The following is a 24,490-nucleotide window of genomic DNA, read 5'->3' on the forward strand; positions in this document are numbered from 1 at the left end:
TTAAGCCAAATGATCAGACTATTTGCGACCGGAATCCGTGTGTCAGCATGGATTTGGCGGTTGGCCCGCATCTTGCTGTTAAGCCCCTTGGAATTGAACCGCATCAATCAGGTGGCTTAGTGCAACTTCGCAAACTCGAAACCCCGGTATCTGCGCTGAGCACAGCAGATACAGCAACGACCGGAACGCCAGCGCGCATTGTGACCAATGGTCGCGCAGAGGTGACCTATCGCACCGGCACGGGGCCGACCCATCAGGGCGGGCATGCGGCCCTTGATCATCTTTATTACCGTGATCCGATGAAAATCCTGTTCCCGCGCCCAATGGCGGGGGATTTGACGACGGCTGTTCTGGTGACAACATCGGGCGGCATGGTCGGTGGGGATAAGCTTGCCTTTGCTGGCAAGGTCGAGGCGGGAACGTCTGCCCTTTTTACAGCCCAAGCGGCTGAAAAGATTTACCGGTCTGTTGGTCCCGATTGTGAAATGTCGGTTGATCTTCGCGTTGAAGACGGTGGGTGGCTTGAATGGTTGCCCCATGAAACCATCCTGTTTGATCAGGCCCGTCTGCGCCGGAAGACAACCGTGGCTGCAACCGGTTCGGGCATGGTTCTTGCCGGGGAAATGATGGTGTTTGGCCGTCTGGCGCGCGGGGAAGTGTTTAAAACCGGATTGGCGCGCGATGCATGGGATGTGTCGATTGATGGTCGACCGATCTGGCGCGATGCGTTGCATTTAGAAGGCGATGTTTTGCGCATGCTTGATCATGGTGCGGCCTTTGATGGCGCGCGTGCCAATGCCACGACCATATTGGTTGGTCACGGGGCGGAAGATCGTCTTTCGGATGCGCGTGAATGTCTTGAAAGTGCGTGTGACGGGCTGGCTGAAAATGACGTTTTGTGCGCAGCGACCGCAATGAAGGGAATTGTGATTGCGCGTTTTATGGCGCGTGATCCGATGAATTTGCGCCGGGTTTACGGCGCATGGTGGAAGCAGTTTCGCCATAAAACAAGGGGGCTTCCCGAACGCTTGCCGCGTTTGTGGGAGATTTAATACGGTGGATCCAAGGAGTAGGCAGGCATGAATCTGACGCCACGCGAAAAGGACAAGCTGCTGGTTTCGGTTGCTGCAATGGTGGCACGCAATCGCCTTGCACGCGGTGTAAAGCTGAACCATCCCGAAGCAATCGCAATCATCACCGATTACGTCGTTGAAGGTGCACGTGATGGCAAATCGGTTGCCGATCTGATGCGCGACGGGGCAACCGTTATTTCGCGCGATCAGGTGATGGATGGCATTGCCGAAATGATCCACGACATTCAGGTCGAAGCAACGTTCCCCGACGGGACCAAGCTTGTGACCGTTCACGAACCAATTCGTTGAGAGGGCCCGTTTATGATTCCAGGTGAAATCATTACCAAAGAAGGCAGCCTCATCCTCAATGAGGGGCGTGAAACCAAAGTGATTAAAGTTGCCAATACCGGCGATCGTCCGGTGCAGGTTGGATCGCATTATCATTTCTATGAAACCAATCCGGGGCTTGATTTTGACCGCGAAGCCGCAAAGGGCTTTCGCCTTGATATTCCCGCAGGAACGGCCGTCCGGTTTGAGCCGGGCCAGTCGCGCGAGGTCAATCTGGTCAAATATGCAGGGACCGGCACGGTTTACGGGTTTAACGCCAAAATCAACGGCAAGCTTTAAGCGGGGGATACGATAAATGGCTTATGAAATTGATCGTCCGTCATATGCTGCCATGTTTGGCCCGACCGTGGGTGACAAGGTGCGGCTTGCCGATACCGACCTGATCATTGAGGTTGAAAAAGACTTCACGACATTGGGCGAAGAAGTCAAATTTGGCGGTGGCAAAGTCATCCGTGATGGCATGGGCCAGTCACAGGCAACCCGTGCCGAAGGGTCGGTTGATACCGTGATTACCAATGCGCTGATCCTAGATTATACCGGCATCGTCAAAGCCGATATTGGCATCAAGGATGGCCGCATTGCCGCAGTGGGCAAGGCAGGCAACCCCGATATTCAGCCCGGTGTTGATATTATTATTGGTCCTGGGACCGAGGTAATTGCCGGTGAAGGCAACATCATTACCGCAGGCGGGATTGACGCCCATATTCACTGGATTTGCCCACAACAGGTTGAAGATGCGCTTTATTCTGGTGTGACCAGTATGCTCGGCGGCGGAACTGGCCCGGCGGCGGGTACGAACGCCACCACCTGTACGCCCGGTCCGTGGCATATTGCCCGGATGCTTCAGGCAGCAGATGGCATTCCGATGAATATTGGTTTCTTTGGCAAGGGCAATGCGACCCTGCCGGGGTCGCTTGAAGAACAGGTCAAAGCCGGTGCCTGTGGTCTGAAACTGCACGAAGATTGGGGCACAACGCCCGCAGCGATTGATACCTGTTTGTCAGTTGCAGATGACCTTGACGTGCAGGTGATGATCCATACTGACACATTGAATGAAAGTGGGTTTGTCGAGCATACCCGCGCATCGTTCAAAGGCCGGACCATTCATACCTTCCACACCGAAGGGGCCGGTGGTGGCCATGCGCCAGACATCATCAAGCTGTGCGGTGAAGCCAACGTTATTCCAAGTTCGACCAATCCGACCCGGCCTTTTACCGTCAATACGATTGACGAACATCTCGATATGTTGATGGTCTGCCATCACCTTGATCCGAAAATCCCCGAAGACGTCGCCTTTGCCGAAAGCCGCATTCGCCGTGAAACGATTGCAGCCGAAGACATCCTGCATGACCTTGGCGCGTTTTCGATCATTTCATCAGATAGTCAGGCCATGGGCCGCGTTGGTGAAGTCATCACCCGGACCTGGCAGACAGCAGACAAGATGAAAAAGCAGCGCGGTGCGTTGCCCGAAGATGCCGGTGCGGGCAACGATAACTTCCGTGCCAAACGCTACATCGCGAAATACACCATCAATCCGGCGATTGCCCAAGGCATTGGATCGCATGTTGGATCGATCGAGGTTGGCAAAATCGCCGATCTTGTCGTGTGGAAGCCGATGTTCTTTGGCACCAAGCCCGACATGGTGATCAAGGCGGGCATGATTGTGGCGGCGGCCATGGGGGACCCGAATGCATCGATCCCAACCCCGCAGCCGGTTCATTATCGCCCAATGTTTGGCGCCTACGGCGGGGCGCTTGCGAAAACCAGTTTCTCGTTCGTGTCCCAAGCGGGCATTGATGCCGGGATTGCCGCAGAATTTGGTTTGGCCAAGGAACTCCTTGCCGTTTCAAACACGCGCAACATCGGCAAAAAGGACATGAAACTTAATGATGCCCTGCCGAAAATGGAAGTCGACCCGGAAACCTATCAGGTCACGGCGGACGGCGAACTTTTGACCTGTCAGCCGGTCGATACTGTGCCGATGGCGCAGCGTTATTTCCTGTTCTGATCGGATTTGGACACCATCATGCGTCATGCCATTGAACATATCCCGGTTGATCGTGCCGATACGTCGGAAGTGCGCGGCACGGTGACCTTGGTGTTTTCTGATCGCCATCGTCGGCGCATTCGCCTGCATGATGATGCGGGGGATGCCTTCTTGCTCGATCTGCCGCATGCGGTGCGGCTGGCCGATGGGGATCGGTTGAGGTTGGCTGACGGTGGGGTGATTGTTGTGCGGGCGGCGGATGAGCCGGTTTTGACCATCACGGCTGCCGGGCCGATTGCGACTGCCAAACTGGCATGGCATATCGGTAACCGACATACCCCGGTTCAGGTTCTTGATGATGGGCGTTTGCGGATCATTGATGATCACGTGATGCGTGACATGATTTTGGGCCTTGGCGGTGTGGTTGAAAACGAAATCGCACCGTTTGACCCGCTAAATGGCGCCTATCACGGCCTTGGCGGTGCCCATGGTCACAGTCATGGCAATGATCATTTTGACCGTGATGACCATGCGCACGCACATGCTCATGCGGCAGGAAAACCCCATGACCATTAACGCCGATGATTTGACCCTTAACCCCGCTGGCCTGATGCGGTTGATGACCTGGCTGAGCCCGTCATTCCCCGTCGGGGCCTATTCCTATTCCCATGGTGTGGAATATGCGGTCGAAGATGGTCGGGTGACATCGGCTGAAACCCTGATCAACTGGGTAGAAGGCGTTTTGGAATTTGGCGCAGGGCGCATTGATGCGGTGCTGTTTTGTGCAGCTTGGCGTGCAGCCCTTTTGGGGGGTGAAGACGCGCTTTTTGACATCGGGGTTGAAGCCGATTGTTGGCGTGGCACATCTGAAATGGCGCTTGAGGCAACCGCACAGGGGCGTGCATTTGTATCGACGACGGAAAAGGTCTGGGGCGATGGCGTTGTCACGCGCTGGGCGCACAGAATGCGACTTGATGATCGTCTGCCATCTTATCCGGTCGCGGTTGGCATTGCCGCGGCCGAGGCCAAAGTACCGTTGCGCGATGCGCTGACCGCTTATTTGCATGCTATGGCGGCAAATCTTGTGTCCAGTGCAGTGCGTTTGGTCCCGCTTGGTCAAACAGATGGTGTGCGGTCACTTTCATCCCTTGATAAAGCGGTTTCCATCGCGGTTGATCATGCCATGGCGACCGATCTTTGCGACCTTGGGGCGGCGGCCCCGATGGTCGATTGGACATCTATGAAACACGAAACCCAATATACGAGGCTATTTAGATCATGAGTTCTCCCCTTCGTATCGGCATTGGTGGCCCGGTCGGGTCTGGTAAAACCGCCCTGTTGGAACGCCTTTGCAAGGCCATGCGTGACGAGTTCAATATCGCTGCCATCACCAACGACATTTACACCCGAGAAGATGCTGAATTCATGACCCGTTCGGGGGCGTTGGATGCTGATCGCATTACCGGTGTTGAAACCGGTGGCTGTCCACATACTGCCATTCGCGAAGATGCTTCGATCAATCTTGCCGCGGTCGAAGATATGGCTGCCAAGCACGCCGGGCTTGAGGCGATCTTTATTGAATCGGGTGGCGATAATCTGTCTGCGACCTTTTCGCCAGAACTTGCCGACATTACCATTTACGTCATCGACGTTTCAGCCGGCGATAAAATCCCGCGCAAAGGTGGTCCGGGCATTACCCGGTCTGATTTGCTGGTGATCAATAAGACCGATCTTGCACCACTTGTCGGCGCGGATCTGGGCGTGATGGACCGCGATGCCAAGAAAATGCGCGGCACCCGTCCGTTCCTGTTCACCAATCTTAAGGCGATGGATGGCCTTGAAGACGTTAAGAATTTCATCATCGAGACAGGGGGGCTCCGCCAATCCGCAGCGTCCTGATATGGGGATATAAGGACCTGCATTGAAAAGGATGACGGGAGCACACATCGCCCGGCCAGCAATGGTCGGGCGTTCGTGTTTTGCGGGGGAAATAATTAATGCAACTTTTTGGTTGCGTAATGAAAGGCCTTCTGGCACGTTAAAGGCAATCAGGAGGTTGCGTTATGTCAAATGTAATTGAAAAGTCGATCGAGATTGAAGCATCGCGGGCACGTGTCTGGCAGGCTTTGACAGATCATCGTCAGTTTGGTGCATGGTTCGGGATTGATATTGAAGCCCCGTTTGCGGTGGGCGAACTTTCAACCGGGCAGATGACGATTGAGGGTTTTACCCATGTGCCGTGGAATTCCACGATCAAGGCGATGGAGGAACCGGCCTATTTCGCCTATACATGGCATCCCTATGCGGTTGATCCAAATGTCGATTACACCGATGAGCCCGAAACACTTGTCGAGTTCTGGCTCGAAGAAACTGAGGGCCAAACATCGGTTCGGGTGCGCGAAACCGGATTTGATAATCTACCACCACACCGGGTTGCCGATGCTTTGCAGGCCAATACGAATGGCTGGGGATTCCAGTTGGAAAACATCAAAAAATATGTCGAAAACTGAAAATAATCTGGGTAAGGGCAAGCATGACAGGGATTTTTCCGTCATGTTTGCCGCATTGGGCGATCCTACACGGTTGGCGATCTTTGATCGGTTGGCCGATGGCAAGCCGCGTTCCATCTCGACCTTATCCGATGATGCCGATATGACCCGGCAGGCCGTGACCAAGCATCTTCGGGTATTGGAATCTGCTGGGTTGGTGCAGAATCATCGGGTGGGCCGTGAAAGCCAATATGCCTTTTGCCCGGATCAACTGGCACAGGCGCGGGCCTATCTTGATCAGGTGGCGGGGCGTTGGGAATCTGCCCTTATGCGGCTTAAAACCTTTGTCGAAGATGATGACAGCTAACATTTTGAAATTCATCGAATATTAGGTGCGGCGCAAGACCAGTTGCCAGAATGCGACGTCATTTTGCTTGGCCTTGATGAGATTTGCGGTTATCCCATATCGCGTTGAGCCGGTCGGGCGGACCGGTTAAACCAAGATCGTCTTGCGCAAGGGGTTGATGTAAGGCGGTCTTAACGGGAATAGGAACCGTTACATGAAGACCAAAGATATTGTTTATATCGCCCTGTTCGCAGCACTGACTGCAGTTCTTGGGCTGTTTCCGCCAATCACCCTTCCAATTACCGGCGTTCCGGTAACGGCACAATCGCTTGGTCCGATGTTGGCTGGCGCCATTCTTGGTGCCCGTCGTGGTGGCTTGTCGATTGTCTTGTTCCTTGTGTTGGTCGCGGTTGGCTTGCCGTTGCTTTCCGGTGGACGTGGTGGTCTTGGCGTGATGATCGGTGTGACCGGCGGCTTCATTTTTGGATGGGCTATTGCGGCATTTGTCGTCGGGCTTTTGATCGAAAAATTCTGGAACAAACTGAATGTTGTGAATGCAGCGCTTTCCATCGCTTTTGGTGGGATTGTTGTGCTGTATGCCATTGGCAATGCATGGGTCGCGGTTGCGGTCGATATTAGCTATTGGCAGGCAACCGTTGGTGCTGCGCCATTTTTGATTGGTGATGCGATCAAGGTTGCGATTGCAACTGCGGCATGCCTTGCGGTGCGCCGTTCCTACCCCTTGATTTCCAAGGCGGGCTAACGTCTTATGGGTGCCAGGCATGTACGCCATGCGCGATGATGCTTGGTGCCCGACTTTTACCACCACCTATGCCCAATCAATGCTCCCGAATGTAATCCCGGACAAACAACCCCATGATCCGTTTTGAAAATGTCTCTGTGCAATTTGATCAGCGGCGCGCACTTGAGGATATCAACCTTACCCTGACCGAAAAACGGATCGGGATTGTTGGTGCCAACGGATCGGGAAAAAGCACGTTTGTTCGGCTTTTAAACGGGTTGCAAACCGCAACCAGCGGTCGGGTTTTGGTCGATGATTTCGATGCTGCTAAGGATGGCCGGAAACTGCGCCGCCATGTTGGCTTTGTCTTTCAAAATCCCGATAATCAGATCGTCTATCCCGTGGTTGAAGAAGATCTGGCCTTTGGGTTGAAATCGCTGAAACTGCCAAAGGATGAGATCAATCGTCGTATTGATGAAATCCTTGCGCGCTATGACCTGACAGAATTCAAAACCCACCCAAGTCATCTGTTGTCAGGTGGCCAAAAACAGCTTTTGGCGATATCGGGCGTTTTGGTCATGGCGCCGCGCTATGTCGTTCTTGATGAACCGACCACCTTGCTTGATCTGCGCAACCGCAACCGGGTTGAACGCGCCATTCGCGATCTTGATCAGACGGTGATTACCGTTTCGCATGATCTTGATCTGATTGCCGATTATGACCGGGTTCTGGTGTTTGATCAGGGCAAGCTTGTGCTTGATGGCAAACCCGCCGACGTCATCGCGAAATATCGCGAGATGATGGCATGATCGCGGGGCTGTATATTGACGGTGCATCAGCGCTGCATCGGGCCACTGCCGGGATTAAGATTTTGGCGATGATGGCGTTGGGGACAGGGGTGTTTCTGATCCCTGACTGGCCGGTGGTCGCGGTTGTTTTAGCGACCGTCATTGCACTTTATCCCATCAGTGGATTTGGCCCGCACATCATCTGGGCGCAGATCAAACCGATGATCTGGTTCCTTTTGATTTTCTTTGCCGTGCAGTTTTGGCTCAATGATTGGCAGGCGGGATTGCTTGTTGTTCTGCGGGTTGCGGCGATTGTTTTATTCGCATCGCTTGTGACACTGAGCACGAAAACATCGGACATGCTGGCATCCCTTGACCGCGCGATGGTCCCGTTAAAGCCGATTGGTGTGAACCCGGAAAAGGTCAGTCTGGCGATTTCGATGGTGCTGCGCTTTATCCCGGTGATCGCAACCGTTGCATCAGAAATCCGCGATGCCCAACGTGCGCGCGGGCTTGATAAATCCATCCTTGCGATGATCGTGCCGCTGATCATCCGGACCCTTAAGATGGCCGATGACGTTGCCGATGCGATTGACGCACGCAGCTTTGACCTTGATTGATCGGGCTTCGGGATAAAAAGAACCCCGACACGTCTATTGGGGGGAGTGGTACGTGGCGACGTGCCGGGGTGTATCGAAGATCCTGGTGCAATCAGCCGAGATTAAGGTGCTTGGCATGGAAGCGGATGTGATCTTCGATAAAGCTTGAGATGAAGTAATAGCTATGGTCATAGCCATCCTGCATCCGAACGGTTAGCGGATAGTGTGATGCCTTGGCCGCTGCTTGCAGTGTTTCTGGTTTAAGCTGTTCGGCCAAAAACCCATCTGCATCGCCCTGATCAACAAGGGCCGGGGTCTGAACATCAGATGATGTTGCGGCCTTCATCAGGATCGAGCTATCCCAGTCTTTCCAGGCCGATTTGTCATCGCCCAGATAATTGCCCAATGCCTTTTGGCCCCATGGGCAATTGACCGGGTTGCAGATGGGGGAAAAGGCGGTCGCAGATTTGAACATGCCCGGATTACGAAGCGCAATCATGAGCGCCCCATGCCCGCCCATCGAATGACCAGAAATCACCGCATCGTCACTGACCGGGAAGTGATCCTTGATCAGGCTTGGCAGTTCCTTGGTGACATAGTCATACATGCGGTAATTGCGCGCCCAGGGTTCCTGCGTCGCATTGACGTAGAAACCCGCACCCTTGCCAAAATCATAGGCCTCTTCTTCGTCATCGGGCACATGATCGCCGCGCGGGCTGGTGTCCGGGGCGACAATGGCAATACCAAGTTCGCTCGCAATGCGAAACGCACCGGCCTTTTGCATGAAGTTTTCATCGGTGCAGGTCAGGCCAGAAAGCCAATACATCACCGGCACCTTGGCATCGTTGCTGGCCTGTGGTGGCAGGAAGATGGCAAAGCGCATGTCACAACCCAGCACCGTGGAGGGGTGGGTGTATTGCTTTTGCCAGCCGCCAAACACCTTGTTGCTTGAAGCGTTTTCAATACCCATTTGGGGTTCCTCTGATCTGCCAATGCCGGAAAGGGCGGGGGAACTCGTCACCGGAGAATTTCCGGCATTGGCGTTATTATACAAACTGTTTTTGATTGATCAGTAATGAATGACTGTACGAATGCTTTCACCTTCATGCATCAGGTGAAACGCCTCGTTGATGTCTTCGAGCTTCATGGTGTGGGTGATGAAGTCAGATAGTTTGAACTCACCGGCAAGATAACGTTCAACATAGTCCGGCAATTGCGAGCGGCCTTTGACCCCGCCAAACGCCGTGCCGCGCCAGACGCGCCCGGTGACAAGTTGGAACGGACGGGTCGAGATTTCCTGACCCGCACCGGCAACGCCGATAATGACCGACTCACCCCAACCTTTGTGGCAGCATTCAAGAGCAGACCGCATGACATTGACATTGCCAATGCACTCAAAGCTCCAATCAACGCCGCCATCGGTCATTTCAACAATGACTTCCTGAATTGGCTTGTCGAAATTCTTTGGGTTGATGCAGTCGGTCGCGCCAAGCTGTTTGGCCAGATCAAATTTTGTCTCGTTGATATCAATCGCAACAATGCGACCGGCACCGGCCATCTGCGCGCCGATCACGGCCGATAGACCAATGCCGCCAAGGCCAAAGACGGCGACCGAGTCACCCTTTTGCACCTTGGCTGCGTTTACGACCGCCCCCATGCCGGTGGTGACCCCGCAACCAAGAAGACAAACTTCTTCAAGCGGGGCAGATTTGTTGATTTTCGCCAGCGAGATTTCCGGCAGAACCGTATATCCCGAGAAGGTCGAGCAGCCCATATAATGGAAGACCGGCTTACCATTTTGGGAAAAGCGGGTCGTGCCATCAGGCATCAGGCCCTTGCCCTGTGTGACGCGGATTTTCTGGCACAGGTTGGTTTTGCCAGATTTGCAGAATTTGCACTCGCCACATTCCGGGGTGTAAAGCGGGATCACGTGATCGCCCACGGCAACACTGGTGACACCTTCACCAATCGATTCAACAATCCCGCCGCCTTCGTGGCCCAGGATCGCCGGGAAGATGCCTTCGGGATCGTCGCCCGACAGGGTAAAGGCATCGGTATGACAAACGCCGGTCGCAACGATTTTAACGCGCACTTCACCGGCTTTTGGCGGGGCAACCTGAACCTCTTCGATCGACAATGGTTTGCCAGCTTCCCAGGCAATGGCAGCTTTACAGGTAATGGTCTCAAGGCTCATGGCGCTTCTCCGGCGAATGAATATGGAATGAGGTCAGTATATTTGTTTCGTACGAACTGATAATCCGGTAATTTGGTAAATGACTTTTACTGTTGTGCAATAATCAGATTGGAATTGGGTAATGAATGCGTGGGACGGGATCAGTGAATTTATCGCGGTATCCGAACGCCAAAGCTTTACCCATGCTGCCAAGCAGCTTGGCATTTCAGTCGCGCAAGTCAGCCGACAGGTCACAGCACTCGAAGAAAAGCTTGGCGTGCAGTTGTTTTATCGCACCACCCGCAAGGTGAGTGCGACCGAAGCCGGGCAGATTTACTATCAGCATTGCCGACAATTGCTGGACGGGTTGGGCGATGCGGAGCGCGCAATTGGTAACCTGAGCGAAATGCCGCGTGGAAAGCTTAAACTGACCGCGCCGACGACGTATGGCGAAACGGTCATTGCGCCGCTGGTCAATGATTTCGTCACCCGCTATCCCGAATTAGAAGTGCAATGTCGCTTTTCCAATCAGAAGCTTGATCTGGTTCTTGAAGGATATGATATGGCGATCCGTTTGGGCCGGCTTGACAGCACGACCGGAAGCCTGATGACCCAACAGCTTTCCACCCGCCGCCTTTATGCCTGTGCCGCGCCAAAATATATCGCCAAACGCGGGGAGCCGCATTCACTGTCCGAACTTTCGCATCATAATTGCCTTGTCGGGACGCTTGATTATTGGCGGTTCGAAGAAGATGGCCGCGAACGCACCGTGCGCATTCATGGCTCCATCCATGCCAATAGCGGGCAGGCATTGCTTGATGCGGCACGCAAAGGCATCGGGATTGTGCAATTGCCTGATTATTACGTCGCGCCATGGATCGCCAGCGGTGATCTGATCCCGGTCCTGACCAAATACCAGCCATCTGATGAAGGCATCTGGGCGATTTACCCCACTAACCGTCATCTTAGCCCGAAAATCAGGATGCTGGTGGAGCATTTGGGGCGGTATTTGGGGTAGGGATTTTCGCCATATACCATCCTATAGCGAGAATAAATATCTTTCATTTGAACGTAAAAGGTGTGAAGATTCACAGTTGAAGGGTTGAGCATATGGTTCGGCCTTAAACCAATCCAGGGAGGATGTTGGTATGAGGTTTCGCACATTTTGTGTTGTTGGTGGTGTCGCCATTGCGATGAGCAGTTTGGCTGGATGTAAGACGTGGACACCGGTCTACGAAGACAATTACAGCTATGCCACGACAGCCCCGTTAAGCCCGAAGTTCAATACTTGGTTCTGGCGCGAAGATGCTGTTGGGACGCATGTTTTTAATTACACGGACACGCCCGGCAAAGCGGACCCTGCCTTACAAGGGTGCTTTTCCGATGCACCGTGCGTCAAGCTAGCCGCGCCAGTATATGTCATGCCCAGTGATGGCAAGCCACCCTACATAAATGCCGAAATGTACAATAATTCATGTGTGCGCAAGGGGCCGGGGCATCCAAATAAACAGCCCTATGACCGTTTGCTTGATCCAGTTAATCCGTTGGTGCAATCAATCTCGTTGGTTCCATCAACCGAGTTGCATGCAAACATGAAGAAATATTGCGACCGACCATATCCTTACCGCGAAATCGATGGAGAATTTACTCCGGCGCCCTTTGCCAAAGATGCATGGAATACAACGACCAAGGCAAATATCGCCCATAACTATCTTGCTCTCCTGGGTGACAATGAAGCGCCATGGAAATGGTATCGGGATCTGGGGTTCAATAACATCTACTTGGCAGACGAAACCGTCTCAAGCCGCATCGTTGCCAATATCCGTGCTGAAGGTGAAGGTGGCGGTAGTCGCGGGTGGGGATATTGGAACACTACAATGAACCCGTTGGTCTTGCAGTTTGCATGGTTCATGGAGATCACCACAGAGAAACAGGGTGGTCATGGTTTCGACAATCAGACATGGATGATGACTGTACGTGGCGGCGTGGAGAAGGACGAAGCCGGTTTTTGTCTCACACCACTTAATGCTGCCCAATACAGCATCTATGACTGGCATAATTACACCATCGAATGGTCACATGGTTCGGTGCAATATCTCGTCGACGGTAATTTGGTAGCGGATCATCAGCAATATGTCCCAGATATCGGTTTGGCCTTTCATAATTGGGTGGATAACCGCAATTACGGGAAATATGGGCCGCCGAACTATCCGCTTGCGATCGCTAAAAGTAATTTGATCAATCAGTTTGTCGTTTCAGAGAAAACGTCATCGGGCGAAAGTGCTGAGCCATGGGATGGTGCTTCGACCACAGTCTGTAAAAGCTTTGCATCGCTCACAGATCATGAAGAACTAAATCAGATTGAAAAGCTGGTTGCAGCGATGCTGAGTGCTTACCATTAAGATCACGTCGTGTTTTTTGATCTGCTTATTGCCGTTGCAAGCCATGGTTTGGAGGCTTCCGTGCTTATTATGATGTTCCAAATTCGTCACAGATAGCCGGTGCCCACGTCAAATTGTCGGTAATAGTAGGTGCAGCAGTTGCAAGTATTGCAGGAGGTGACAGATGATTACTTGTAAGGATTCCCTCGGCGATCTTTGGGAGATTTACGAGGCAAAGGATGGCTGGCGGTGGCGGCGCACAGCCAATAATGGCGAGATTGTCGGGGCCTCGACACAGGGCTATTCGAACAAATCCGATTGTATCGCCAATGCCAAGCGCCCAGCATGTGATTGCGATCTAAGCTAAGGCGTGATGATGCAAATTAGAAAAAGCCCCTCTGGCATTTAGGCCAAAGGGGCTTCTTTGTTTTCTGCGAATGTGTTGGGGCCTTTGCGCTTACTGCGCGGTCCAGCCGCCATCGACCGACATATGGGTTCCGGTCATTTGCGATGCGGCGTCCGAGCACAGGAACAAGGCGGTCTGGCCGATTTGTTCGGGGGTGACGAACTGTTTGGATGGGTGTTTGTCCGAGACAAGGTTGGTCGCCGCTTCTTCAATCGAAATGCCGCCTTCTTTGGCGCGCGCTTCGATCTGGCGTTCGACCAGTTCGGTGCGCACCCAGCCTGGACAAATCGCATTGGCGGTGATGCCGGTTTCGGCGGTTTCAAGGGCGGTTACCTTGGTCAGGCCAATCACGCCATGTTTGGCGGCAACATAGGCGGCCTTTTGCACCGATGCGACAAGGCCATGGGCCGAGGCGGTGTTGATGATGCGGCCCCAGTTTTGTTTGCGCATATAAGGCACGGCAAGGCGGGTAGTATGGAAGACCGATGAAAGGTTGATCGCAATCACCGCGTCCCATTTTTCCGGTGGGAAGTCTTCGACATTGGCGGTGTATTGGATGCCGGCATTGTTGATCAGAATATCGACGCCGCCAAATTTGGCATCAGCGTCTTGCATCATGGCTTCGATCTGATCAGGTTTGGACAGGTCGGCACCATTGTAATGTGCAGTCACACCGTAATCGGTTTCAAGGGCGCTTCGGGTGGCCTCGATCAAATCAGTATCGCCAAAACCATTGAGCATCACATCCGCCCCGGCACCGGCAAGCGCACGGGCCATGGCAAGGCCGATCCCGCTGGTTGAGCCGGTTACAAGTGCGCGTTTTCCTGTCAGCATCTGTCTTCTCCCTGTTGGAGGCGGTTTACGCCTTATGATTTAGGCTGATCATGCCGCAGTGCAGTGTAAAGCGCAACCAAACTGGCAAAAGGGGTGCAGATGATTGTCGGAATGGGGCAGTTTCCCCTATTGCCCGATGCCATGTTTGCGCAGCTTGTTGGCGATTGATGTGTGCGAAACGCCCAGCCGGTCGGCCAGTTTGCGTGAGCTTGGATAATCGGGATAGAGGCGCAGAAGCATTTCGCGCTCCAGCATGTCCAGCCCGGCATTGAAATCCGGTTGTGACAGGGCATCGGCAATCACATCGCTGCTGTGTGGGGCTTGGTGTGCTGCGTCGGGATGGGCAGGTGCATTGTCGGTCCGCTCAATTCTGGACGCAGTCCCGGTTGCAGCGTCATTGAGGTCATGGGCGCTTAAAACATCGCCATCAAGCAGGGCGACCGCGCGAAACAGGGTATTTTCAAGCTCCCGAACGTTGCCGGGCCAGTCATGGTTTTGAAGCCAAGCCAATCCGTCACGGGCAAGGATGGGCGATGCGCGTTCGGTTTGCTGGGCGGTGCGGGCAATGAAGAATTGCGCAAGATCGTTGATGTCTTCGACCCGGTCGCGAAGCGCAGGCAAGGTGATGCCAAGCACGTTGATACGGAAATAAAGATCTTCGCGGAAGGTGCCGTCATGGGACATCGCTTCCAGATCGCGGTTGGTCGCGCTGATGATGCGGACATCAACGGCAATTTCGTCCGTGCCACCAACCCGGCGGAACCGGCCATCTTGTAAAACGCGCAGAAGTTTGGCCTGTAAATACGGGGTCAGTTCACCAATCTCGTCCAAAAACAGTGTTCCGCCATCGGCCAGTTCAAGCAGGCCCGGCTTACCGCCGCGCCGCGCACTGGTAAAGGCGCCCGCGGCATAGCCAAATAGCTCGCTTTCGGCCAATCCTTCGGGCATGGCGGCACAGTTAAGGGCCAGAAACGGTTGATCAACGCGAGTACTTACGCGGTGGCAGGCACGGGCGAACAGTTCTTTGCCCGTACCGGTTTCACCCAAAATCAAAAGCGGTGCGTCAATGCCAGCAAGACGTCTGGCCTGTGACTTGACCCGAACCATCGCCCGGCTGTCGCCAATAATGTCGTCAAACCCGGTATGGCTTCTGTCCTGAAGGGCGGTGATGACCCGGCCAAGTCGGGCGGCGCGGTGAAACACCATCACCCCGCCCCACGGCGCATCATCGATCATGTCCGATCCATCATCGACATGGCCAATCGGTTCGACCTGAAGCATATAGGTTTGCCCGCCGAGTGTGACTTCATGTTCGGGCATGTGAAATCCGCTTTGGCGTAAATCTTCAATAGATGGTTCGTTTAATATTCTAGTGATATCCATATCACGCAGTGGCTTTTCCGGGGTGCCTGCGATGGTCTGTGCTGCGGGATTGGCTTGGGCAATTTGACCATTGGCATCAACCGCAATCACCGGATCGCCAAGGGCGGCAAGTGTGGCATGAAGTTGCGCGCGGCGGCGTTCAGTTGGCAGGCGGTCAATTTCGCGGATGTCAGAAATGCCGGGAATTTGTTTAAGTGCATGGGCCAACAGAGGAAATTTTTCCGGGCGCACCGCCGGGATATCGGCATAGATATGATGGGTGGTGACCTCGAAGCTTCGGATATCAAGCTTATGATCGGTCAGTACATTGACCACATCACGGGTGATGCCAAGCCTGTTTTCGCCGCGGATTTCAAATCGCATGACTGTACCGAAAAGTTTACACTGTAAAAAATAGTGTACGGATATTTATGCCCAAAATCCATATATTTTGCGGGGTACTGCGATTGTGTTGCCAAGTGACTGTAAATAATTATTTACAGTTCATCGATGCTGATTTGGGCTGAAATGGCGGGAAACTGCACCTTTTGGCATCTGGCACGGGCCTTGCGATGATGTGGGCAAATAACCGCCTTATCAGGAGTCCCCCCATGTCCGCAAAAAACACCAACACCACCCGCACCAACAGCAGCAAAACCGGTTTTGCCACCCGTGCCATTCATCATGGCTATGATCCGCAAAGCCATAATGGTGCGCTTAACCAGCCGGTTTATATGTCTTCGACCTTTGCCTTTGAAACGGCAGAGCAGGGTGGGCGGTTCTTTGCCGGTGATGAGCAGGGCTTTATCTATTCCCGTATCGCCAACCCGACCCTTGATCTGTTGGAAAAACGCCTTGCGGTTCTTGAGGGCGGCGAAGCCGCCGTTGCGACCGCATCGGGCATGGGGGCGATTACATCGGTCTTTTGGACCTTTATTGCGCCAGGCGATGAGATCATTGTTGATCGCACGCTTTATGGCTGCACATTCGCCTATTTCCGGCATGGTCTGGAAAAGTTTGGCATCAAGCACACCCATGTTGATCTGACCGATCCAAAGGAGCTTGAAAAGGCGATTTCGGACAAGACCAAAATTGTTTATTTTGAAACCCCGGCCAATCCGAATATGCGTCTGGTGGATATCGAAGCCATTTCCGACATTGCCCATAAACATGGCGCCAAGGTCGTGGTTGATAACACCTATTGCACGCCGTATTTGCAGCGTCCGATTGAGCTTGGTGCTGATATCGTAGTGCATTCAGCAACCAAATATCTGGGTGGGCATGGTGATCTGATGGCGGGTGCCGTGATTGGATCGGCAGAGGACATGACACAGGTGCGTCTGGTTGGCTTAAAGGATATGACCGGTGCGGTTCTATCGGCACAGGATGCCAACCTTGTCATGCGCGGTCTTAAAACGCTTGAGCTGCGGATGGAACGTCATTGCGACAATGCCGAGAAAATTGCAGATTTTCTTGCCAGTCACCCGAAGGTCGACAAGGTTTTCTATCCGGGTCTGAGAGATTTTGCGCAGCATGATCTGGCCAAGAAACAGATGGATCGTTTTGGCGGGATGATTGCGTTTGAGCTTAAAGGCGGGATCGAAGAAGGCCGCAAACTAATGAACGGCCTTAACATGATCACGCGTGCGGTCAGTCTTGGCGATGCCGAAACCCTGATCCAGCATCCGGCATCCATGACCCATTCAACCTATACGCCCGAAGAACGTGCAGAATATCAGATCACCGATGGTTTGATCCGCCTATCTGCCGGTCTTGAAAGCATCGACGATATTCTCGGTGATCTTTCAAATGCGCTGGATGGTGATCAGATGGCGATTGCTGCAGAATAAGAACTTTGGGCATAAGCGCCGTAAATATCGTGGAGACGGTTCAATCTTAAATGTGGATTGATCCGTCTTCCGAGTATCGTCCCGGCATTATTGCAATTTCACAGAAAAGAACCGGACTCACTCGAAAATGCCGTAGTAAATCATGGATTGGTGAGATTTTTCAGGTAATTTTCTGTTTGTTCCACGAATGATCCGGATGTTTCGCAGATTTATTTCGTTAAAGGATGGAGCTGTGTCGGGATGGGATTTGAGAAGGTCAAGTAACATGCCATTTGCATATGCGCGTTCCAACCCGATCTGAACCGCATTGCGGAGTTCCGGATGATGCGGGCTGAAAAAGAAATAGATTGGTTGGGGATAATAAAGTGCGACATCTGGCGATACGACGATGCCCGGTGCCTGATCTTTCATCCAACTCCATTCCCCGATGATTTGCCAGTAGGCCCGTGGGTAAAGATCAAACCGTCTGGCATCGAGCATCCGGTGCAGGGTTTTATAACGGCCATCGGCAACGGAAAATCCGTTTTCAATCAGGATTGCAGAATCCGGCCAGCCCAGCCCTTGCCCCATCGTGAATTTCCGAAGGTCATCAAGCGTTTGAACAGCTTGCAAATCGCCAAGCAGTTCGCTTCGCACCATAAAAAGCCGAAGGCCGGTCGTGCCGAGATACAACGGCACGTAAGCGGCCAGCAATTTGTCTTCGCGTTCCTGAGATGCGCCAAAATAGACCGTGTTGATCTGATCATTCGCCAGAAGCATTGAAATACGGCGTTCTTCGGTCGGGTAATCCATGCAAACCGGCGTGATGACGATGTCTTTGCCGCTTAGCTTTGCTGCCAGCTGTAAAAGATCAACGTGATATGCCGAATGTTGATCCCATGTAATGAGCCCCTGACAAAAGCCTGAGGATGCATCCATCGGTATTTTGGCTTCGTAAAATTCGGCGACAGGCTGCGTTTGCGCGGTGTTTGAAAAACACAACATCAATATAGATATTGCACGCATGGTTGTTATGCCCTGCCAAATCGTGGAGCACTTTTTGAAAAGAGTGTTCGGTTTTCCCCAATGGGCGGCGAAGAAAGCGGGCAACTGAATTCCGACGGATCTATGCAGCGTGAACGAGAGAATGTGCGTATAGGGCAAACTGATCGGATTTATGTAACGCCAGTGAAGATGCCGGGAATAGGTTATCTTTCCCTTAAGTCGAAGGTATCCGAACGGCTTAATCGTTGACGGTAAATGGCGCGAATCGTTGTCGTTAAGTTTGCGGTTTGCCGTCACGAAATAATGTTTCAGACGGGAAATTCGAACGTTTGGGCTGGTTCGTTGCAGCAGATTCCACGGCTTGGCTGAAATCGACGAATCTTGTGTGAAACTTGAGCGCCCGACCTTGCTTTTTCAGGGGGCTGTTTGAAAATCGGTAAATCAATACCGAAATGTTGCGGGCGCGCGGTCACCGCCCGAAAAAGACCCGCATGATCGGGCTTACACAAAGGCGATAAAAAATGTCAGCACAGGATGCCGCCCCGGAAATCGGCGAAATTATCGAAGCAAGCTCGACCGGTCAGGTAAAGGCCGAAGATCTTGAGATGCTCGGTCAGATCGAAAAGAAAGTGCGCTGGCTATCAAGCTGGACGATCCATAACGCCAACCATTTGCGCCCGAAACGCGATGGCATCAAGGTCGGTGGCCATCAGGCCAGTTGTGCATCCATGACCACCCTTATGACCGCGCTTTATTTCAATGTCCTGCGTCCACAGGACCGGGTGGCGGTCAAGCCGCATGCAAGTCCGGTTTTCCATGCGATCAACTATCTGTTTGGTCGCCAGACCAAAGAAAAGCTGGAAAATTTCCGATCCTTTGGTGGTGCGCAATCCTATCCGTCGCGGACCAAGGATGGCGATCAGGTTGACTTTTCAACCGGGTCGGTCGGGCTGGGTGCTGCGGTGACGAACTTTGCTGCCTTAGCCCAGGATTACCTTCGTTATAAGGACATGCTGCCCAGGGATGAGGTGCCCGGTCGCATGGTTGCCCTTGTCGGGGATGCCGAACTTGATGAAGGCAACATCTACGAAGCGCTTCTTGATACGTGGAAGCATGACATTCGCAATGTTTGGTGGGTGATCGATTACAACCGTCAAAGCCTTGATGGCATGATTGACGCCCATCTGTTCCGCGTCATTGGCCGGTTCTTCCGTGCGGTTGGCTGGAACGTGATTACCATCAAATATGGCCGCAAACTTCATGATGCCTTTGCCAAGCCGGGTGGCAAGTCATTGAAGAAATGGCTTAATGACGTGCCAAACGACATTTATTCCGCACTGACGTTTCAGGGCGGTGCGGCATGGCGGGCGCAAATTACATCCGACATAGCCGGGGATAATGCACTCGCGAATTTGTTGGGGGATTATGACGACGATGCCTTGCATGAGTTAATGACCAATCTTGGCGGTCATTGCATGGAAGCCGTCTTAAGCGCGTTTGATGCCGTCCCGAATGATAAGCCGACCATCTTTATTGCTTATACGGTTAAGGGGTATGGCACCCCGCTTCAGGGGCACAAAGATAACCATGCGGGCCTTATGAATGTTCCGCAGATGGATGCATTTAAAAAGCAGAACCGTATTGAAGATGGTGATGAGTGGGAACTGGCAGCGGGGCTTGATGTTAGCGCTAACAAGGTTCGTGATTACATCAAAAATGCACCGTTTAATGACAGCGCCCCACGCCATAAAATGTCCGAGGTCATTACCATTCCGGAAATGCCATATTCACGGGTGGATACATCAAGCACGCAGGAAGTGTTTGGTAAAATCCTCAATGAATTGGCGAAGATGAAAAACAGCGATCTTTCTGATCGCATTGTGACCACATCGCCCGATGTGACGGTTTCCACCAACCTTGGCGGGTTTGTGAACCAGCGTGGTTTGTTTGGCCGCGAAGAGCTGGCCGATGAATTCCGCGAACGCAAAGTGCCCTCAGCACAGAAATGGATCAGATCGCCAAGCGGTCAGCATGTTGAGCTTGGCATTGCTGAAAACAACCTGTTTTTGAACTTAGCCGCCCTTGGATTATCGCACAGCCTGTTTGGCCAGCGTCTGTTCCCGATTGGAACGCTGTATGATCCGTTCATTGCCCGTGGATTGGATGCATTGAATTATGCCTGCTATCAGGATGCGCGTTTCATGGTGGTGGCAACACCAAGCGGCATTACGCTTGCACCTGAAGGTGGTGCGCATCAGTCAATCTCAACCCCAATGATCGGGATGGGCCAACCCGGCCTGACCAGCTTTGAGCCAAGCTTTGGCGATGAGTTGGCAACCATCATGGGATGGTCGTTCGATCATATGCAGGCATCAGATGGCGGGTCGATTTATCTGCGCCTGTCAACCAAACCGGTGGCACAGCCAGAACGTGAACTTTCCGATGCCACCAAGGCCGAGATCGTTTCAGGCGGTTATTGGCTTCGCGAGCCGGGCGAAGATTGCAAAATGGCGATTGCCTATTGCGGGGCGATGGCACCCGAAGCAATTGCGGCATGGGAAAAGCTTTCAGAAACCCATCCGGGCTTGGGCCTGCTTGCCGTGACATCGACCGATCGGCTTTATAACGAGTGGCAGGATTTGGAACGCACACGTCTGTCAGGCAAGGGTGATGGTCAGATGGCCCATGTGGAAAACCTGATGGCACCATTGGCATCGGATGCGCGCCTTGTCACCGTGATTGATGGTCACCCGGCCGCCCTTGCGTGGCTGGGATCTGTGCGTGGCCATGCGGTGGCACCGCTTGGCGTGAATGGTTTTGGTCAGTGCGGGGATAGCATCGCGCTTTATGAGCATTATCAGATCGGAACGGATGCGATCCTGCGCGCGGCCAAGCGTTGGGATTGATTTGAATTTCTAATCGACCTTCAGATATCTGAGATTGAAAGGGGAAGGCAAATTGCTTTCCCTTTTTCATTTGGGGGATTGCACAGATATTGACGGGGTGAGTGTTTCAAAGTACGAGGATAATTCGCAATTTATAAAAATAAACAATTGGCTCGTGTTCAATCCTGAGCGGGGCCGTGAAACGTTCCTATGAAATTCAATCATTTTCGCGGATTTTGGCCGGCGATGCCTTTTGGCGCACCGCGCGAGTCTTTACGTGCCGGGATTGGCGCCTTAATCGGGTTGGGCGTGGCGGGTTTTCTGCTGTCATTCTTTGATCTGCAGGGGGCTGGTCTTTATCTGATTGCGCCATTCGGTGCGTCATCTGTGCTGCTATTTGCCATTCCAAACAGTCCGTTGGCGCAGCCATGGTCGGCCATTGTTGGCAACAGTGTTGCGGCCCTTGCCGGTGTAGCCGTCTGCCTTGTCATTGACGACCCGGTTTTGCGTGTGGCGCTTGCGGTTGGTCTTGCCATTTCGGTCATGATCTTGGTACGTGCGGTCCATCCGCCGGGTGGTGCTGTGGCAATGGTGGTGGCAATGAACCCCGATATTGTGACCGATATCGGATTTTGGTTTGCGGTGACGCCAGTAGCGGTGGTGACTGCCGTCCTTGTTCTGGTTGCCATTGCGTATGCGCGTGTGACGGGGCGGACCTATCCGTTTCGCCATTTTGACGATAAAGGATCGCATCAGACGGCGGATCGTCCGGCGATTGAACGTCTTGGCCTTGATGAGGGCGAACTCAATGCAATTCTTCAGCGCTACAGCCAGTCGCTTAATCTTGGTGTTGAAGACCTTGCGCGCCTGATTGGTGCGGCAGAATTACAGGTTGCATCGCATTTCACCGGACCAATTACGGCAGGACATATCATGTCCCGTGATCTGGTGGTGGTGGATGCCGATACACCATTGGGTGAGGTTGCCGATCTTTTCCGCCGTCATGGTTTTACGTCACTGCCTGTTGTGCAGAAAGGCGAATGGTATATTGGTGTGATTTTTCAGATACATCTGATCCGGCGCGCAAGAGAAGATGCATTGCGTCTTGACCGTGGGTTGCTTTCATCCATGTCACGCCTGATTGATCGTGACCGGAATGCGCCGGTTCGGGCGATTGAAATCATGTCGGTTACCGAGCCACGTGCGACGACAAACACGCCCATCGCTGCATTACTACCACTTATGGCTGATGGGGCATGTGATGCCGTGCCTGTAGTTGAGGACGGCAAGATCATGGGCATCGTGACGCGAACAGATTTGATTGCAGCACTGGCCCATGCCGGTTTGGGGCTGGCGGCACAACAGAGTGGTTCGGGTTGATTGGCCTTCCGTTCTGACTCTAGAATAATCTTTTAATTCAAACTGCTTGTATGAAATGGAATGGACCATGAGTGACTTTGTTACGCTGTCGGTCGAACAGGCCGGAAAACTGAGCCTTGCCGTACTTGAAGGCAATGGGTTTAGCCATGATCATGCTGCTGCGATCACGCGCAGTGTTGTGGCGGCCCAATCGGATGAATGCCATTCCCATGGGCTTTATCGCTTGATTGGCTGTGTTCAGACTGCACGCAATGGCGCGCTTGATACCCATGCGGAGCCAGAAATCATTGATCAGGCCCCGGCGATTACCAAGGTGAATGCACATAAGGCCTGTTCGCTTTTGTCGTTCGAGATGGGCTTGCCCTTTTTGATCGAAAAATCCCGCGCATGTGGAATTTCGGTACTCGCAATCAATAACAGTTTCCACTTTTCAGCACTTTGGCCCGAAGTTGAAGCCATCTCATCGCAGGGACTGGTCGGTCTGGCGATGACCCCGACCCATGCCTTTGTTGCGCCGACGGGGGGCACAAAGCCGCTTTTGGGCACCAATCCGATTGCCTTTTCATGGCCGCGTCCGGGCAGAACACCTTATACGTTTGATTTTGCCACCAGCATGATTGCCCGCGGCGAAATCGAACTGCATCGCCGGGCGGGTAAGCCGATCCCGGATGATTGGGCAATTGATAAGGCGGGTGTGCCAACAACGGATGCGACCAAGGCCCTTGAAGGGGCCATGCTGACCTTTGGCGGGCATAAGGGATCGGCCCTTTCGACCATGATCGGTTTACTGGCCGGACCTTTGATCGGGGATGTTTTGGGCCATGAAACTCATGCGGCATCCGAAGATGCGCCGGGCAAACCGCATCACGGCGAAATCATCATCGCCTTTTGCCCGGAAACCTTCCTTGGTGCGGATGCGCAAAAGCATCTTGAACATGCCGAAGACCTGTTTGAAGGCATTATTGAACAAGGCGCACGCTTACCGTCCCAGCGCCGGTTCGAGGCGCGTGAACGCAGCCGTGAAAACGGGGTGACAATCCCCAAGGCATTGCATGATGAATTAGTTGCGCTTGTCGTGAAACGTTAAGTTGAAGAAGCTCGGGGGCGGATGACAAACGTTCGTTCCTGAGTTGCTCTAGAAAAACGCCTGCTTAATCCCGTCAATGATAAACTGAACTGCAAGGGCGGCTAGGATCATGCCAAGCAGGCGGGAAAATACAGTTGCGACCGTGGGGCTCAGGCGTTTGGCGACCACGTTTGACAGCAGGAAGAAGACAAAGGCGATGCTCATCACGACGGCAACAACGCCAATGACGCTGGCTTGCATGGCGATATTATCTTCGAATTTACCCATCAACAGCATGACCGATGCAATCGCACCGGGACCCGACAGGAACGGGATCGACATTGGGAAGATTGAAATGTCGTCGGCCTGATCATCGGGGATGGTGTGATCGGTGCTTGGTTTTGCTTTGGCGGCTTTGGATTTGGGTTTGTCGGTTTTGTTTTCGTCTTCCATTTCCTGATGAAGCTGTTCGGCGCGCTCGTTCCGTTTTTGGCTGCGTTTTTCAAACAGCATTTCAAGCGCGATCAGGAAGAGCAACGTGCCCCCCGCAATGCGGAAGGCAGGCATGTGAATGCCAAAGATGCCCAGCAATCCTTCGCCGATCAGGGCAAAGGCCGCCAGAATAAAGAAGCTGGTCAAACAGGCCCGGATCGCCATACGGCGACGGTGTGCGGCACTTGTGCCCTGTGTCAGAACGATGAAAACCGGAACCAGACCTAGGGGATCAATGATCACGAACAGAGTGACAAAGACCGGGATCAGTTCATTGAGCATGTCAAAGCTTGGCATCGGTTTTC

At 53.1% G+C, this 24,490-nt stretch carries 25 protein-coding genes; 19 read left to right on the forward strand and 6 right to left on the reverse strand.

The features are described 5' to 3' along the window. Nucleotides 1-47: 47 nt before the first annotated feature. The 12 genes from ACQ0MK_RS19470 (at nt 48) to ACQ0MK_RS19525 (ending at nt 8,393) form a co-directional block, all read left to right on the forward strand. Nucleotides 48-1,052, forward strand: a complete 1,005-nt coding sequence (locus tag ACQ0MK_RS19470; RefSeq protein ID WP_430474021.1) for an urease accessory protein UreD — start codon at nt 48-50, stop codon at nt 1,050-1,052. A gap of 27 nt (nt 1,053-1,079) precedes the next feature. Next, nucleotides 1,080-1,382: an urease subunit gamma gene (locus ACQ0MK_RS19475; protein WP_430474022.1), complete on the forward strand. Its 303-nt coding sequence runs from the start codon at nt 1,080-1,082 to the stop codon at nt 1,380-1,382. A gap of 12 nt (nt 1,383-1,394) precedes the next feature. Further along, a complete protein-coding gene (locus ACQ0MK_RS19480) occupies nt 1,395-1,700 on the forward strand; it encodes an urease subunit beta (RefSeq protein ID WP_350042800.1) in 306 nt (101 codons plus the stop codon). A 16-nt stretch (nt 1,701-1,716) separates the two neighbouring features. Continuing rightward, nucleotides 1,717-3,429 carry an urease subunit alpha gene (ureC, locus tag ACQ0MK_RS19485; RefSeq protein WP_430474023.1) on the forward strand — a complete coding sequence of 571 codons (1,713 nt, stop codon included), beginning with the start codon at nt 1,717-1,719 and terminating at the stop codon, nt 3,427-3,429. Nucleotides 3,430-3,447: 18 nt separating this feature from the next. Then, on the forward strand, nt 3,448-3,984 hold the full coding sequence (locus ACQ0MK_RS19490; protein ID WP_430474024.1) for an urease accessory protein UreE: 537 nt from the start codon (nt 3,448-3,450) through the stop codon (nt 3,982-3,984). After that, nucleotides 3,974-4,690, forward strand: a complete 717-nt coding sequence (locus tag ACQ0MK_RS19495; protein ID WP_430474025.1) for an urease accessory protein UreF — start codon at nt 3,974-3,976, stop codon at nt 4,688-4,690. The genes ACQ0MK_RS19490 and ACQ0MK_RS19495 overlap by 11 nt, the downstream gene beginning before the upstream one ends. Beyond that, nucleotides 4,687-5,307 (forward strand): urease accessory protein UreG, encoded by a 621-nt coding sequence (gene ureG / locus ACQ0MK_RS19500; RefSeq protein WP_430474026.1) that lies wholly within the window; start codon nt 4,687-4,689, stop codon nt 5,305-5,307. The genes ACQ0MK_RS19495 and ureG overlap by 4 nt, the downstream gene beginning before the upstream one ends. A 164-nt stretch (nt 5,308-5,471) precedes the next feature. Beyond that, complete coding sequence (locus tag ACQ0MK_RS19505) at nt 5,472-5,918, forward strand: SRPBCC family protein (RefSeq protein WP_430474027.1); 447 nt, start codon at nt 5,472-5,474, stop codon at nt 5,916-5,918. Then, nucleotides 5,905-6,264 carry an ArsR/SmtB family transcription factor gene (locus ACQ0MK_RS19510; RefSeq protein ID WP_430474028.1) on the forward strand — a complete coding sequence of 120 codons (360 nt, stop codon included), beginning with the start codon at nt 5,905-5,907 and terminating at the stop codon, nt 6,262-6,264. Before ACQ0MK_RS19505 ends, ACQ0MK_RS19510 begins: the two co-directional genes overlap by 14 nt. A gap of 193 nt (nt 6,265-6,457) precedes the next feature. Further along, complete coding sequence (locus tag ACQ0MK_RS19515) at nt 6,458-7,006, forward strand: biotin transporter BioY (RefSeq protein ID WP_430474029.1); 549 nt, start codon at nt 6,458-6,460, stop codon at nt 7,004-7,006. A 113-nt stretch (nt 7,007-7,119) separates the two neighbouring features. Continuing rightward, complete coding sequence (locus tag ACQ0MK_RS19520; protein ID WP_430474030.1) at nt 7,120-7,794, forward strand: energy-coupling factor ABC transporter ATP-binding protein; 675 nt, start codon at nt 7,120-7,122, stop codon at nt 7,792-7,794. Further along, a complete protein-coding gene (locus ACQ0MK_RS19525; RefSeq protein ID WP_430474031.1) occupies nt 7,791-8,393 on the forward strand; it encodes an energy-coupling factor transporter transmembrane component T family protein in 603 nt (200 codons plus the stop codon). Before ACQ0MK_RS19520 ends, ACQ0MK_RS19525 begins: the two co-directional genes overlap by 4 nt. Before the next feature lie 91 nt (nt 8,394-8,484). Here the strand turns inward: ACQ0MK_RS19525 and fghA are convergent, their stop codons facing one another. Both fghA and ACQ0MK_RS19535 read right to left on the reverse strand, forming a co-directional pair. Beyond that, complete coding sequence (gene fghA / locus ACQ0MK_RS19530; protein ID WP_430474032.1) at nt 8,485-9,342, reverse strand: S-formylglutathione hydrolase; 858 nt, start codon at nt 9,340-9,342, stop codon at nt 8,485-8,487. Between the two features lie 99 nt (nt 9,343-9,441). Further along, nucleotides 9,442-10,566, reverse strand: coding sequence for an S-(hydroxymethyl)glutathione dehydrogenase/class III alcohol dehydrogenase (locus tag ACQ0MK_RS19535; RefSeq protein WP_430474033.1), 1,125 nt, complete (start codon nt 10,564-10,566; stop codon nt 9,442-9,444). Between the two features lie 121 nt (nt 10,567-10,687). Here ACQ0MK_RS19535 and ACQ0MK_RS19540 point away from each other — a divergent pair, with 121 nt between their 5' ends. The 3 genes from ACQ0MK_RS19540 (at nt 10,688) to ACQ0MK_RS19550 (ending at nt 13,293) form a co-directional block, all read left to right on the forward strand. Continuing rightward, entirely contained in the window at nt 10,688-11,563 is an 876-nt protein-coding gene (locus tag ACQ0MK_RS19540) for a LysR substrate-binding domain-containing protein (protein ID WP_430474034.1), read from the forward strand. Between the two features lie 175 nt (nt 11,564-11,738). Continuing rightward, the gene (locus tag ACQ0MK_RS19545; protein ID WP_430474035.1) at nt 11,739-12,947 is read left to right on the forward strand and encodes a hypothetical protein; all 1,209 of its coding nucleotides are present in this window, start codon (nt 11,739-11,741) and stop codon (nt 12,945-12,947) included. Between the two features lie 163 nt (nt 12,948-13,110). After that, nucleotides 13,111-13,293, forward strand: coding sequence for a YegP family protein (locus tag ACQ0MK_RS19550; RefSeq protein WP_430474036.1), 183 nt, complete (start codon nt 13,111-13,113; stop codon nt 13,291-13,293). 90 nt (nt 13,294-13,383) lie between these two features. Here ACQ0MK_RS19550 and ACQ0MK_RS19555 read toward each other — a convergent pair whose 3' ends face one another. Together ACQ0MK_RS19555 and ACQ0MK_RS19560 are read right to left on the reverse strand one after the other, a co-directional pair. Continuing rightward, nucleotides 13,384-14,166, reverse strand: a complete 783-nt coding sequence (locus tag ACQ0MK_RS19555) for a 3-hydroxybutyrate dehydrogenase (RefSeq protein WP_430474037.1) — start codon at nt 14,164-14,166, stop codon at nt 13,384-13,386. Nucleotides 14,167-14,292: 126 nt separating this feature from the next. Further along, nucleotides 14,293-15,912 (reverse strand): sigma 54-interacting transcriptional regulator, encoded by a 1,620-nt coding sequence (locus ACQ0MK_RS19560; RefSeq protein ID WP_430474038.1) that lies wholly within the window; start codon nt 15,910-15,912, stop codon nt 14,293-14,295. 227 nt (nt 15,913-16,139) lie between these two features. Between ACQ0MK_RS19560 and ACQ0MK_RS19565 the strand changes: the two genes are divergently transcribed. Further along, a complete protein-coding gene (locus ACQ0MK_RS19565) occupies nt 16,140-17,378 on the forward strand; it encodes a methionine gamma-lyase (protein WP_430474039.1) in 1,239 nt (412 codons plus the stop codon). 117 nt (nt 17,379-17,495) lie between these two features. Here ACQ0MK_RS19565 and ACQ0MK_RS19570 read toward each other — a convergent pair whose 3' ends face one another. Continuing rightward, on the reverse strand, nt 17,496-18,383 hold the full coding sequence (locus tag ACQ0MK_RS19570) for a substrate-binding periplasmic protein (protein WP_430474040.1): 888 nt from the start codon (nt 18,381-18,383) through the stop codon (nt 17,496-17,498). 500 nt (nt 18,384-18,883) lie between these two features. On the opposite strand from ACQ0MK_RS19570, the gene ACQ0MK_RS19575 reads away from it, so the two are divergent. From ACQ0MK_RS19575 to ACQ0MK_RS19585, 3 genes are all read left to right on the forward strand, one after another. Next, on the forward strand, nt 18,884-21,268 hold the full coding sequence (locus tag ACQ0MK_RS19575; protein WP_430474041.1) for a transketolase: 2,385 nt from the start codon (nt 18,884-18,886) through the stop codon (nt 21,266-21,268). A gap of 189 nt (nt 21,269-21,457) precedes the next feature. After that, on the forward strand, nt 21,458-22,627 hold the full coding sequence (locus ACQ0MK_RS19580; protein ID WP_430474042.1) for an HPP family protein: 1,170 nt from the start codon (nt 21,458-21,460) through the stop codon (nt 22,625-22,627). Nucleotides 22,628-22,694: 67 nt separating this feature from the next. Then, nucleotides 22,695-23,714: an Ldh family oxidoreductase gene (locus ACQ0MK_RS19585; protein ID WP_430474043.1), complete on the forward strand. Its 1,020-nt coding sequence runs from the start codon at nt 22,695-22,697 to the stop codon at nt 23,712-23,714. A gap of 48 nt (nt 23,715-23,762) precedes the next feature. Here ACQ0MK_RS19585 and ACQ0MK_RS19590 read toward each other — a convergent pair whose 3' ends face one another. After that, complete coding sequence (locus ACQ0MK_RS19590; protein ID WP_430474044.1) at nt 23,763-24,482, reverse strand: MarC family protein; 720 nt, start codon at nt 24,480-24,482, stop codon at nt 23,763-23,765. Between the last annotated feature and the right edge of the window lie 8 nt (nt 24,483-24,490).

The sequence above is a fragment of the Thalassospira lucentensis genome, assembly GCF_050516545.1.
Taxonomy (GTDB): domain Bacteria; phylum Pseudomonadota; class Alphaproteobacteria; order Rhodospirillales; family Thalassospiraceae; genus Thalassospira; species Thalassospira lucentensis_C.

What these genes read in the sequence shown, in the direction of transcription:
- ACQ0MK_RS19470 (WP_430474021.1), top strand. Translation starts at nt 48, where the DNA reads ATGGATTTGGCGGTTGGCCCGCATCTTGCTGTTAAGCCCCTTGGAATT.
- ACQ0MK_RS19475 (WP_430474022.1), top strand. Translation starts at nt 1,080, where the DNA reads ATGAATCTGACGCCACGCGAAAAGGACAAGCTGCTGGTTTCGGTTGCT.
- ACQ0MK_RS19480 (WP_350042800.1), top strand. Translation starts at nt 1,395, where the DNA reads ATGATTCCAGGTGAAATCATTACCAAAGAAGGCAGCCTCATCCTCAAT.
- ureC (WP_430474023.1), top strand. Translation starts at nt 1,717, where the DNA reads ATGGCTTATGAAATTGATCGTCCGTCATATGCTGCCATGTTTGGCCCG.
- ACQ0MK_RS19490 (WP_430474024.1), top strand. Translation starts at nt 3,448, where the DNA reads ATGCGTCATGCCATTGAACATATCCCGGTTGATCGTGCCGATACGTCG.
- ACQ0MK_RS19495 (WP_430474025.1), top strand. Translation starts at nt 3,974, where the DNA reads ATGACCATTAACGCCGATGATTTGACCCTTAACCCCGCTGGCCTGATG.
- ureG (WP_430474026.1), top strand. Translation starts at nt 4,687, where the DNA reads ATGAGTTCTCCCCTTCGTATCGGCATTGGTGGCCCGGTCGGGTCTGGT.
- ACQ0MK_RS19505 (WP_430474027.1), top strand. Translation starts at nt 5,472, where the DNA reads ATGTCAAATGTAATTGAAAAGTCGATCGAGATTGAAGCATCGCGGGCA.
- ACQ0MK_RS19510 (WP_430474028.1), top strand. Translation starts at nt 5,905, where the DNA reads ATGTCGAAAACTGAAAATAATCTGGGTAAGGGCAAGCATGACAGGGAT.
- ACQ0MK_RS19515 (WP_430474029.1), top strand. Translation starts at nt 6,458, where the DNA reads ATGAAGACCAAAGATATTGTTTATATCGCCCTGTTCGCAGCACTGACT.
- ACQ0MK_RS19520 (WP_430474030.1), top strand. Translation starts at nt 7,120, where the DNA reads ATGATCCGTTTTGAAAATGTCTCTGTGCAATTTGATCAGCGGCGCGCA.
- ACQ0MK_RS19525 (WP_430474031.1), top strand. Translation starts at nt 7,791, where the DNA reads ATGATCGCGGGGCTGTATATTGACGGTGCATCAGCGCTGCATCGGGCC.
- fghA (WP_430474032.1), bottom strand. Translation starts at nt 9,342, where the DNA reads ATGGGTATTGAAAACGCTTCAAGCAACAAGGTGTTTGGCGGCTGGCAA.
- ACQ0MK_RS19535 (WP_430474033.1), bottom strand. Translation starts at nt 10,566, where the DNA reads ATGAGCCTTGAGACCATTACCTGTAAAGCTGCCATTGCCTGGGAAGCT.
- ACQ0MK_RS19540 (WP_430474034.1), top strand. Translation starts at nt 10,688, where the DNA reads ATGAATGCGTGGGACGGGATCAGTGAATTTATCGCGGTATCCGAACGC.
- ACQ0MK_RS19545 (WP_430474035.1), top strand. Translation starts at nt 11,739, where the DNA reads ATGAGCAGTTTGGCTGGATGTAAGACGTGGACACCGGTCTACGAAGAC.
- ACQ0MK_RS19550 (WP_430474036.1), top strand. Translation starts at nt 13,111, where the DNA reads ATGATTACTTGTAAGGATTCCCTCGGCGATCTTTGGGAGATTTACGAG.
- ACQ0MK_RS19555 (WP_430474037.1), bottom strand. Translation starts at nt 14,166, where the DNA reads ATGCTGACAGGAAAACGCGCACTTGTAACCGGCTCAACCAGCGGGATC.
- ACQ0MK_RS19560 (WP_430474038.1), bottom strand. Translation starts at nt 15,912, where the DNA reads ATGCGATTTGAAATCCGCGGCGAAAACAGGCTTGGCATCACCCGTGAT.
- ACQ0MK_RS19565 (WP_430474039.1), top strand. Translation starts at nt 16,140, where the DNA reads ATGTCCGCAAAAAACACCAACACCACCCGCACCAACAGCAGCAAAACC.
- ACQ0MK_RS19570 (WP_430474040.1), bottom strand. Translation starts at nt 18,383, where the DNA reads ATGCGTGCAATATCTATATTGATGTTGTGTTTTTCAAACACCGCGCAA.
- ACQ0MK_RS19575 (WP_430474041.1), top strand. Translation starts at nt 18,884, where the DNA reads ATGTCAGCACAGGATGCCGCCCCGGAAATCGGCGAAATTATCGAAGCA.
- ACQ0MK_RS19580 (WP_430474042.1), top strand. Translation starts at nt 21,458, where the DNA reads ATGAAATTCAATCATTTTCGCGGATTTTGGCCGGCGATGCCTTTTGGC.
- ACQ0MK_RS19585 (WP_430474043.1), top strand. Translation starts at nt 22,695, where the DNA reads ATGAGTGACTTTGTTACGCTGTCGGTCGAACAGGCCGGAAAACTGAGC.
- ACQ0MK_RS19590 (WP_430474044.1), bottom strand. Translation starts at nt 24,482, where the DNA reads ATGCCAAGCTTTGACATGCTCAATGAACTGATCCCGGTCTTTGTCACT.